Source organism: Corynebacterium vitaeruminis (assembly GCF_001054325.1).
In the GTDB taxonomy this organism is placed as follows: Bacteria; Actinomycetota; Actinomycetes; order Mycobacteriales; family Mycobacteriaceae; genus Corynebacterium; species Corynebacterium vitaeruminis_A.
Genome location: NZ_JVVM01000024.1, coordinates 1 through 9,179, shown reverse-complemented (window position 1 = coordinate 9,179; position 9,179 = coordinate 1). Strand labels below are relative to the sequence as shown.

Sequence of the window (9,179 nt, the reverse complement as noted above, 5' to 3'; positions counted from 1 at the left end):
TGCCGTCGATGAAGATTTGGTCGTAGATGCGGTTGGGGTCTGGGGTATTGGGCACATCGATAAGCCACAACGAGGTGAACCGGCGGTCGAGCGTGCGCCGGGAGACGTTCAAGGTGTTGGCCACGTCGGTTAAAGAAGCAGTGCCGGTGACGTAGGCGTGAAACGCTTTGAAATCCCGGGTGTGGGTCTGATCGGGGCGGTGGCGTGTGGTGGAGGTTCCGCAGTCAGGGTTTTTACACCTCCATCTGGTTGTCCCTTTGGTTGTGGTGCCGTTTTTCTTCATTTGCCCAGCGCATACGGGGCATCGGGGTCTGTTATGAGTCACCCGGAAAGACAACCAAGACCCTGCTACCACATGCAGGAGCCATTCCGATGGATTGAACAAGAAACGGGCTTGAATAAGGTCTAGAACCCTATTCAAGCCCGTTTTATGTGTGCTGATCAGTAGACATCCTGAAAATCAGACACACTTTTTGTCACTTAACCCAACGCAGGCACTAACTTGCATTGGCCAGGCCGCGCAGCAGTCATAAGACCAGGACAACGTAGCGTTCGGCAGTTATCCACAGTCTGAAAACTATCCACAGACAGCGAGGTTTTGGCCCCTTGCGAGCATCATTGAATCCGCCTTTTAGTGCACGCTATGGCCATGGCAATCAAGAAACTGTCCATGGCTCCGCGAACCGAGGCTCCAGCAAATCCAGTAGTCAATGCTGTCGATGATGAAGCGCTGCGTGAAGAGGTTGCACTCATAGTCGCTGCTACCGGTCGTGACTGTGTGCAAGAGACCGTGCCACCTGTGGCTGCAGCGCCAGTGGCCGCACAAGCATTGACATCGTCGCCAGCATCACCACCAGCATCAGCCACAGCGTCAGTGTCCGCGTCGACCGGAGCGGGAGTTTCATCGGCCCTGTGGCGTCGGGCACCAGCGGTGTTCGTTGATGCGTCGGCAGCCCGAAGATTAGCCGGGCGGCCTCATTGTGAGGGAGCAATCTTTCTGATCCGCGGTGATACTGAGGCGGAAGATACGCAGGTGGCGAAGGTTTTAGCTCCTGTTTACAGCGCTAGTTTGCCCGCGGATAACGTCGATATTGTCGAACTGCTCGGCCGAGCCGAGGTACGCCCGGATGGTCCGAGGCTCTCCGATTTCCAACACAGCTCGAGCCTCCTGAACCACCAACACACCCCAGCGTCACCTGCGAGCGCAGACGTGATTACAGCACCAGGTACAGAACCCGTACCGAACGTGCCAGCAACTACAACCGATTCCACGGCAACGTGCCTGATGGTGGTTCCTGCGGTCGGCGGTGCCGGTGCTTCCATTACGGCGGCAGCGAGTGCATTGGTTCTTTCCCGCGAAAAGCCTATTTGCTTGGTGGACGCAGATGCGCTGGCGGGAGGTATTGATCTGGTGCTCGGGATGGAAACGGAACCGGGACTGAGGTGGCAAGACTTCTCGGCTGCTGATGGCCGTCTCGACGGGGCGGCACTCTACGAAGCACTGCCATCCTGCCCGCGATCACCCGCGCTGAAAGTGTTGACGTGGACTCGCAGTCGCACGCCCGAGACGGCTTACAACCACGCCTCGGCGGCCACCAAATTCGACAGTGCCGACAGACCCGGCAGAACCGACAGACCCGACGATGTTCGACACATTGCCAGCACCATTAGTTGCCTTATTCATGCCGGAATTACGGTCATCGTGGACTGCCCGAAGCAAGTGGAGTACGTCACCACTCTCGGCGCGCTTGCCGATGACACCGTCATCATCCTGCCCACCTCTGTCCGAGCTATCGCAGCCGGTGGACACCTGGCCAGCGTCTGTGCACAGGCAGGATTCACGCCAAGTCTTGCGGTTCGGCACCAGCAGCACCGCGATATCAGTGTCGAAGAGGTTGAGTACGCGCTCGATCTGCCCATTGCTGGTGAGATTGAGTACTGCAAGAAAGTAGCTCACGAGATAGATGTGGGCGGGCTCGCTGGGGCCGTCGGCAAGCTGACGCGGGGATTGGAAGCGATGTTTGCCCTTGTCGGCGGTGGTGGCGATGGATGATGTCAGGCTGTTGGCGGCGGTGCGGACGGCGCTTGCGGAGCGGCCTGGGGTGGCATCGCATAGCGAGGTCGCCGACATCATTCGCGCGGAGACCGCGGGGGTTGTCTCCGATGTGAAGGTGTTGGAGATTCTGCGCACGATTCGTGAGGAAACAGTGGGCGCGGGCGTGTTGGATGCGCTGTTGCGCCGCCCGGGTGTCAGCGATGTGCTGGTCACCGCGCCCGGCGAGGTCTGGGTCGATGCCGGCAACGGACTGGAGCGGGCCGAGATTTCCTTCGCGGACGAGGGCGAGGTGCGCGCGTATGCGGTGCGGCTCGCGTCGCGGTGCGGACGAAGGCTTGACGACGCGCAACCTTGGGCCGACGGCCATATTCCTGGTGGTGTCGGCGGCTGTGGTGTGCGAGTTCATGCGGTGCTTTCACCACCGTCAGCGACCGGCACTCAGATTAGCCTGCGGGTGCTGCGTCCGGCTCGTCGCGGGCTTGCGGAGTTGTGCGATGTCGGGCTGTTTCCACCGGAGATTCTGCCGGCGTTGCGGGGAATCGTGGCGGGACAGCTGTCGTTTATTGTCGCCGGAGGTACGGGTGCGGGAAAGACGACGCTATTGGCGGCGATGCTCTCAGAAGTTAATCCTGATCAGCGCATTGTGTGCATCGAGGACACTCCGGAGTTGCAACCGCAGCATCCGCATGTGGTGAAGCTGGTGACCAGAGCCGCCAACTTGGAGGGGGCCGGTGCGATTGGGCAGCAGGAGTTGCTGAAGCAGGCGTTGCGCATGCGTCCCGACCGCATTGTCGTCGGTGAGATTCGTGGTGCCGAAGTGGTGGATCTGCTGGCTGCGTTGAACACGGGGCATCGCGGTGGGGCGGGGACAATTCACGCCAACCGGATTGGGGATGTCGTCGCGCGCTTTGAGGCTTTGGGGCTGATCGGTGGCCTTGGTCGCGCCGGGCTGCATGCGCAGTTGGTCTCTGCGGTGCAGGTGGTGTTGGTGGTCGAACGCGCTGATGTTCGCCGGCTGGCACAGATCGGGCTGCTGCGCGGTAACCCACCGGAGGTGGTGGAGGTTTGGACTGCTCGGGACGGGCCGGGGCCGGAGTGGGAAACGTTGCAGAAGTTGCTGGTCGGCAGGGAACAGTCGGTGGAATAACCGGTGGAATAACCCGGGGGAAAAGTCAGGGGATTAAACGGGGAGATTAACAGCTATGGGGGAGGGATTTAGCGTGACCGTACTCATTGGGGGAGCGGCTGCGGCAGTCGCGATCTGGCAGGATAGCTCAGCGGCGGCGCGCTCGCGGGCGCTGGCAGGCCGTGCCCGTGAGGTACCGGGCGGGCTGAAGTGGTTGCAGCGCATGGTTGGACTTGGTGCTGGTGCCACGGATGCGAGTGCAGCAATCACTGGCGGTGCGAACAGAGCTGCTGGGCTATCAGTCCTCATCACTGCAGGCCTAGCGTTCGTGTTGCTGTGGGGCGCCGGGATTCCAGGTGCCATTGCTGCGTTGCTGCTGGGCCGCACCGCAGGGGCCGTAGTGCGCGCTGTGAGGGAGAGGCGCTGTGAGCGTCGGGAAGCGGACAGCGCTGCGGTAGCGCTGGAGACCTTGATCGCGCAGTTGCGCGCAGGAGCGGCGGCATCAAGGGCGCTCAACGCGGCAGCGACGGAATTACGCAGGTCAGGGGATGTGACTGTGTTGGCAGACCATCTCGGGCACGCGGCGCATCGTGCGAACTTCGCCGACCCGTGGGAGACCGAAGAGTCTTCGGAGCAACTGCGTCGAATTGGGCGCATGTGGACGGTGGCACAGCAGCACGGTCTGAGTTTGGCCGGGTTGCTGGAGTGTGCGCGGGGTGATTTGCAGGCTCGTCAGGCGCATCGCTCTCAGACCTCCGCTGCGCTGGCAGGGCCGCGCATGACGATTGCCATTTTGGCTTCGCTCCCAGTCTTCGGGCTGATTATGGGGCAAGCTTTCGGAGCGTCCCCCTTCGAGTTCCTCAGCCGCGGTATCGGAGGAATTGTGCTGGTCATCGGTGTCGGACTGGTGTGCGCGGGCATCGAATGGGCCGTCGCCATCATCGATCGCGCGGAGGTGGGACAATGATTGCCGCCGCACTTCTCATCGCCGCCTACCTCTGCTTGCCGACGTTCAATCCCGTCCGCAGCCGACTGCCCGAATTGGTAGCGGAGTCGGATGCTCGTACGCGAGGAAGCGTGCGCCGGCAGGTGACCAGTCGGGTGGCGCAGATTGCCGCACAGGTGAGGGAACGTGTGCGAACTGTCATTGGCGGTGAGCGCATCAGCCCGGCTGTGCTGCTCGATGCCGCGGCGGCCCTCGACATCATTGGTGCTTGTTTGAGCTCCGGTATGCCATTGTCCCAGGCCATGGAAGCAGCCGCCGATGGCGCAAACCCTGAGCTGGCCGAGCCACTTCGACAGTGTTCCGCCAGGTTAGCTGTGGGCGCGCACTCTGCTTGGGACAGCCTTGCTGCCACGCCCGCGCTCGTGCCTCTGGCGACGGCTGGGCGCCGCGCAAGCGAATCCGGCACCGTTCTGGCGCAGGCATTGGAGGACACCGCTGCCACTTACCGCAGTCAAGCACACGATGCGGCGCAGGCCATCGCGGAAAAGGCTGGTGTCCTCATCGCCGGGCCGCTGGCGTTGTGCTTTCTCCCTGCGTTTGTGGTGCTGGGCTTAGTGCCCACAATCGCCGGGCTTGCCGACGAAATGTTTGCGGGGCTGATGCCGTCATGATGTTTGGACAGTTCTGCGCCCAGCCTCGCGCGCTGGCACGCGCCGGAGGCAGTGCTGGTTGCGCTCTCAGCTGTGGCTTCGGTTGTGCGCGTGGTCCGCCTGCCGCGCTGCAATTCCAACACGCATCAACGCGGATCAACACGCACCACACTTCACAACTGACTTGTCAGTCGACATCCACATAGGGGGAAACACTCATGACCACTCAAAACTCCAACCATTCAGCCGACCATTCAGCCAGCCTTCCAACCAACTCTTCAACAAACCCGCTGACCGCTGCACAGTCCCAACTGAGCTCTTATCTGCACAAGCGCATGCGCGCACTGGCAACCGAGGAAAACGGCATGTCAACGGTAGAATATGCTCTCGGAACAATTGCGGCCGCCGCTTTCGGAGCCCTGCTCTACACCGTCGTGACCGGCGGGGATATCACCCAGGCCCTTACCGACATCATCGAAAGGGCGCTCAACACCGATGTCTAGCCGCATCCGCTCTACGCTTCATCGCCTGTGCGTCGGCGATGAAGGCCAAACCACGGTAGAAACCGCTTTCGGTCTCGCGGCACTGGTCACGGTCATGGTCACTGCACTGTCTGGGCTGGTCACCCTCGCGATGTACCTAGGGCTTACCGACGTGGCTGGAGCCATCGCACGGGCTGAGGCGCGGGGCGATGCGGAGACTGTAGCCGAGCTCCGCGCAGACGCGGATGGGCAGGTCGCGATATCGGAAACCTCCGGTACTGTGCGCGTGACCATTCGGCGCTCAGCGGGGCCATTTTCGCTGGAAGCACGCGCGGTCGCACTGCGGGAAAGAGCGGCATCGTCATGAGAAACGCGACAGCCCGCCTTATCCGGGAAGAAGACGGTTCCACCACAGTCGCAGCCGCACTGTTCATCGCCGCTTTCGTCGTCCTGACCTTGGTTGGAGTTACAGCCGGGGTGAGGGTGGTGCAGGCTCGGCAGGCTGCAGTGGCAGCGGACCTGGCCGCGGTGGCCGGTGCCGTGGCAGCGCAAGAGGGCGATGACGTCTGCGAAGCCGCGGGCGCAATCGCAAAAGCTAACCGCGCACACCTTGTGGCTTGCGAGATTGACGGGGAGGACGTGCAGGTAGGCATCGAACGAAAGGAGAGAAAAGCCACATCCAGGGCAGGGCCGGTAGCGGTGGAAGATGCTGCTACTGGCCGTCGTTAAGCGCGCGCGATACCCCACTGAGCACCTTGATTGCGCCGGCCTTGTCCAGCGGATCGTTGCCATTGCCGCACTTGGGCGACTGGATGCATGATGGGCAGCCGGATTCGCACTCGCAGGCGGCGACGGCATCGCGGGTCGCACGAATCCACTGCGCGAAGGCTTCGTAGCCGCGGTCAGCAAAGCCCGCGCCGCCGGGGTGGCCGTCGTAGATAAACACGGTGGGCTGTTGGGTATCGGCGTGCATGACCGTGGAAACGCCGCCGATGTCCCAGCGATCACAGGTGGCAATCAGCGGCAGCATGCCGATGGCCGCGTGTTCCGCTGCGTGGAGAGCCCCCGGCGCGACGTCGGAGCCCACACCCCACGAGCGCAGGGTGGATTCGGGCATTGTGTAGGCCACCGCGCGGGTGACCAGGCGCTGCGGAGGGTAGTCAAGTTCAACACTGTCGAGAATCTCGCCGGTATCCAGACGGCGAAGATAGGAGGTGACCTGGTGAAAGACCTCGACCTGGCAGGAGGCGACCTGTAGGCCCTGGTAGTGGCGCATATCCTCAACATCGAGGATGCGGATGGTGGTGTCCATGCGCGAGCTGGTGGAATAGCGTGGCTGCTCGGGGTGGACTAGGGCGACGAGACTGTCGAAGTCCAGCTGGTCGACAAGATAGGACTCGCCGCGGTGCAAGTAGACGGCACCGTCGTGGACCTGCTGCATTGCGCGACCAAGATCAATCGTGCCGAGCAGACGACCATCGGTCTGGTCGACGATGGCTACTTCCTGGCCATCACCACCGCGGACGTTCACGGCATCGTGCGCAGTGGCAATGCGTGGTCCCTCATCGCGGTCGGTCGGGTAGTAGACGGGTTCTTGTCCTTCCCAGGTGCGCTTGCGCAACCAGCCCGCAGCCACCATCTCTTCGGCCACGGGCAGGGTTCCCCATGCCTGAAGCTGGCTGGTGGTGATAGGTTTTTCCACCGCCGCGCAGTAGAGATGTGACCACACCACATGCGGGTTGCGGGGGTCGAAGACGGTTTTCTCCACCGGCCTGCCCAGCAGCGCGGAAGGGTTGTGGACCAAGTAGGTATCCATGGGGTCATCGCGAGCCACCAGCACCACCAGCGCACCCTGGCCACGACGGCCCGCGCGGCCAGCCTGCTGCCAGAAAGAAGCGACCGTACCCGGGAAACCGGCCTGCACCACCGCGTCGAGGCCACCGACGTCTATGCCCAGCTCAAGTGCATTGGTGGTGGCCACGCCCAGCAGGGTGCCGTCATCGAGCATGCGCTCAATGTCGCGGCGCTCTTCCGCCAGGTAACCGGCGCGGTAAGACTCGACGCGCTCGGCGATATCGCTGCGTCGGCGTTTCTCCAGGCGCTCGCGCACCCCGAGAGCTACCGTCTCGGCACTGCGCCGCGAGCGAGTGAAAGTCAGGGTGCGGGCGCCCTCGACAAGCAGGTCGGCCATGATGTCCGCAGCCTCGGTTGGGGCGGGGCGACGTACAGGGGCATCGTTTTCCCCCTTGAGGTCAGGGACCAGGCCGGGTTCCCACAGGGCGATGGTTCGCTCACCGACCGGGGCGCCGTCTTCGGTGATGGCCTCGACAGGCTCGCCAATGAGACGACGAGCCTGGTCAGCGGGGTCGTTGGTTGTCGCAGAGGCAAAAATCACGGTCGGTGAGGCGCCGTACTCGCGGGATAGCCGCAGGAGGCGACGCAGAATTTGAGAGACGTTGGCGCCGAATACACCTCGATAGGCGTGGCATTCGTCGACGACGATATAACGTAGATTGCGCAGCATCCGCGTCCACCGAACATGGTTGCCGAGCACCGAAACATGCAGCATATCGGGGTTGGTAAACACCCAACGGGCATGGTCGCGGATGGCTCGCCGGGCGTCTTGCGGGGTGTCGCCGTCGTAAAGCGAAATCAGCGAACTCAACGACGCCGGCGCCATCGCACGAGCCGTGTCCAATTGATCGGCGCCCAGCGCCTTGGTCGGGGAGAGGTACAGCGCGGTGGTCGCGGGGGTGGCCGATAGTTCTGTGAGCACGGGCAGCAGATAGCCGAGCGATTTGCCCGACGCCGTGCCCGTCGCGACGACGCAGTGCACGCCTTCGCGGGCGAGGTTCGCGGTTGTCGCCTGATGGGTCCACAAGCTCTCGATTCCGCGATCTACCAGCACTTCTTTCAGCCAACCCGGTACCCACTCGGGCCAAGGAACGGTCACGCCAGCGCGCGCAGGAAGATCCGCAATGTGCGTCACCGTCGCCCGCGGATGTGCACGAATAACCGGCCCCAGCAGCTCCCGTCCAAACGACTCCACCGACACCATCCTTTCCTGCAAACGCGCACTTCACATGCTTGACGACGCTTCCTACCAGCCACTTTTCCGCTGCTCAACACCCCAGTTTCTCCGGATCCCGAGCACGGGGTTTACGGGGGTGGCAAGAAGCTGTTGCTAATCGGCGCTCGCGCCTCAAACGTGGCAGACTTTTTGAGTGTATCGCCCGCCTAAGGGCACCCAGTAAAAACCCGCACGCGGCGGAAGGGTGTTCTGGCCGTGTTTACCCCATCGTGCGTGACCGGACGTGCGTGGCGAATACTTGTTTTATCGAATCCTGAAGTTGGGAAGTTTTGTAATGGCACAGGGTACTGTGAAGTGGTTCAACTCGGAGAAGGGCTTCGGGTTTATCGCCCCAGCTGACGGTGGCAACGACGTGTTCGTTCACTACTCCGAGATTCAGGGCACTGGTTTCAAGACGCTGGAAGAAAACCAGGCAGTCGAGTTCGAGATCGGTGAGGGTCAGAAGGGTCCGCAGGCTCTGGATGTCAAGCCTCTGTAAAGCTTAGTAGTTCGGGGCTGAGTTCGGTTCTGAACTGGGCTTTTGCCCGGTTTGGCTCGCGGAATTTTCGGCTTTTCAAGGTCCGTGCTGTGTTCATGCTGTGAGCCTTGATTCTCCCACGTGGAAAGTAATTTCTGCGTGGGATTTTTGTGTTTCTGGGGTCCCGGAGTGCGCGGCAATCGCGGGGAATAAGCAAAAGTGCGTCTGCTCAGCGTGTCGACCGGTGCGTCGGCGGGTGGGTGCCTTCGATATTTACCTCAATGCGAGTTACTGACTGCGTTTATGTCAGCGACGGCGGGTCAATCCGAGTTACTGACTGCGTTTATGTCAAAAATGGCCCGAAAAATGGC

At 62.0% G+C, this 9,179-nt stretch carries 10 protein-coding genes; 8 read left to right on the top strand and 2 right to left on the bottom strand.

Annotated elements, in window-relative coordinates:
- Positions 1-325, bottom strand: a 325-nt coding sequence (locus ADA16_RS11010) for a transposase-like zinc-binding domain-containing protein (RefSeq protein WP_422647617.1), incomplete at its 3' end; no start/stop codon positions are given.
- A gap of 324 nt (positions 326-649) precedes the next feature.
- Between ADA16_RS11010 and ADA16_RS07460 the strand changes: the two genes are divergently transcribed.
- The 7 genes from ADA16_RS07460 to ADA16_RS07430 all read left to right on the top strand — a co-directional run bounded on the left by ADA16_RS07460 (position 650) and on the right by ADA16_RS07430 (position 5,989).
- Positions 650-2,053 (top strand): hypothetical protein, encoded by a 1,404-nt coding sequence (locus ADA16_RS07460; protein WP_239659395.1) that lies wholly within the window; start codon positions 650-652, stop codon positions 2,051-2,053.
- The gene (locus ADA16_RS07455; protein ID WP_082150678.1) at positions 2,046-3,203 is read left to right on the top strand and encodes a TadA family conjugal transfer-associated ATPase; all 1,158 of its coding nucleotides are present in this window, start codon (positions 2,046-2,048) and stop codon (positions 3,201-3,203) included. The genes ADA16_RS07460 and ADA16_RS07455 overlap by 8 nt, the downstream gene beginning before the upstream one ends.
- Positions 3,204-3,276: 73 nt before the next feature.
- Complete coding sequence (locus ADA16_RS07450; RefSeq protein ID WP_239659394.1) at positions 3,277-4,149, top strand: type II secretion system F family protein; 873 nt, start codon at positions 3,277-3,279, stop codon at positions 4,147-4,149.
- Positions 4,146-4,799, top strand: a complete 654-nt coding sequence (locus ADA16_RS07445) for a type II secretion system F family protein (protein ID WP_048760576.1) — start codon at positions 4,146-4,148, stop codon at positions 4,797-4,799. Before ADA16_RS07450 ends, ADA16_RS07445 begins: the two co-directional genes overlap by 4 nt.
- Positions 4,800-5,113: 314 nt before the next feature.
- Complete coding sequence (locus ADA16_RS11405; protein ID WP_239659396.1) at positions 5,114-5,281, top strand: DUF4244 domain-containing protein; 168 nt, start codon at positions 5,114-5,116, stop codon at positions 5,279-5,281.
- Positions 5,274-5,627: a TadE family type IV pilus minor pilin gene (locus ADA16_RS10795; protein WP_053084306.1), complete on the top strand. Its 354-nt coding sequence runs from the start codon at positions 5,274-5,276 to the stop codon at positions 5,625-5,627. The genes ADA16_RS11405 and ADA16_RS10795 overlap by 8 nt, the downstream gene beginning before the upstream one ends.
- Positions 5,624-5,989 carry an Rv3654c family TadE-like protein gene (locus tag ADA16_RS07430; protein WP_048760571.1) on the top strand — a complete coding sequence of 122 codons (366 nt, stop codon included), beginning with the start codon at positions 5,624-5,626 and terminating at the stop codon, positions 5,987-5,989. Before ADA16_RS10795 ends, ADA16_RS07430 begins: the two co-directional genes overlap by 4 nt.
- Here ADA16_RS07430 and ADA16_RS07425 read toward each other — a convergent pair.
- Positions 5,973-8,318, bottom strand: coding sequence for a DEAD/DEAH box helicase (locus ADA16_RS07425; protein ID WP_048760570.1), 2,346 nt, complete (start codon positions 8,316-8,318; stop codon positions 5,973-5,975). The genes ADA16_RS07430 and ADA16_RS07425 overlap by 17 nt on opposite strands.
- 307 nt (positions 8,319-8,625) lie before the next feature.
- Between ADA16_RS07425 and ADA16_RS07420 the strand changes: the two genes are divergently transcribed.
- Positions 8,626-8,829, top strand: a complete 204-nt coding sequence (locus ADA16_RS07420; protein WP_005511370.1) for a cold-shock protein — start codon at positions 8,626-8,628, stop codon at positions 8,827-8,829.
- The last annotated feature ends 350 nt before the right edge of the window (positions 8,830-9,179 follow it).

Coding starts and splice junctions, on each gene's coding strand:
- ADA16_RS11405 (WP_239659396.1), top strand. CDS start 5,114: ATGCGCGCACTGGCAACCGAGGAAAACGGCATGTCAACGGTAGAATAT.
- ADA16_RS07455 (WP_082150678.1), top strand. CDS start 2,046: ATGGATGATGTCAGGCTGTTGGCGGCGGTGCGGACGGCGCTTGCGGAG.
- ADA16_RS07420 (WP_005511370.1), top strand. CDS start 8,626: ATGGCACAGGGTACTGTGAAGTGGTTCAACTCGGAGAAGGGCTTCGGG.
- ADA16_RS07445 (WP_048760576.1), top strand. CDS start 4,146: ATGATTGCCGCCGCACTTCTCATCGCCGCCTACCTCTGCTTGCCGACG.
- ADA16_RS07430 (WP_048760571.1), top strand. CDS start 5,624: ATGAGAAACGCGACAGCCCGCCTTATCCGGGAAGAAGACGGTTCCACC.
- ADA16_RS10795 (WP_053084306.1), top strand. CDS start 5,274: ATGTCTAGCCGCATCCGCTCTACGCTTCATCGCCTGTGCGTCGGCGAT.
- ADA16_RS07425 (WP_048760570.1), bottom strand. CDS start 8,318: ATGGTGTCGGTGGAGTCGTTTGGACGGGAGCTGCTGGGGCCGGTTATT.
- ADA16_RS07460 (WP_239659395.1), top strand. CDS start 650: ATGGCAATCAAGAAACTGTCCATGGCTCCGCGAACCGAGGCTCCAGCA.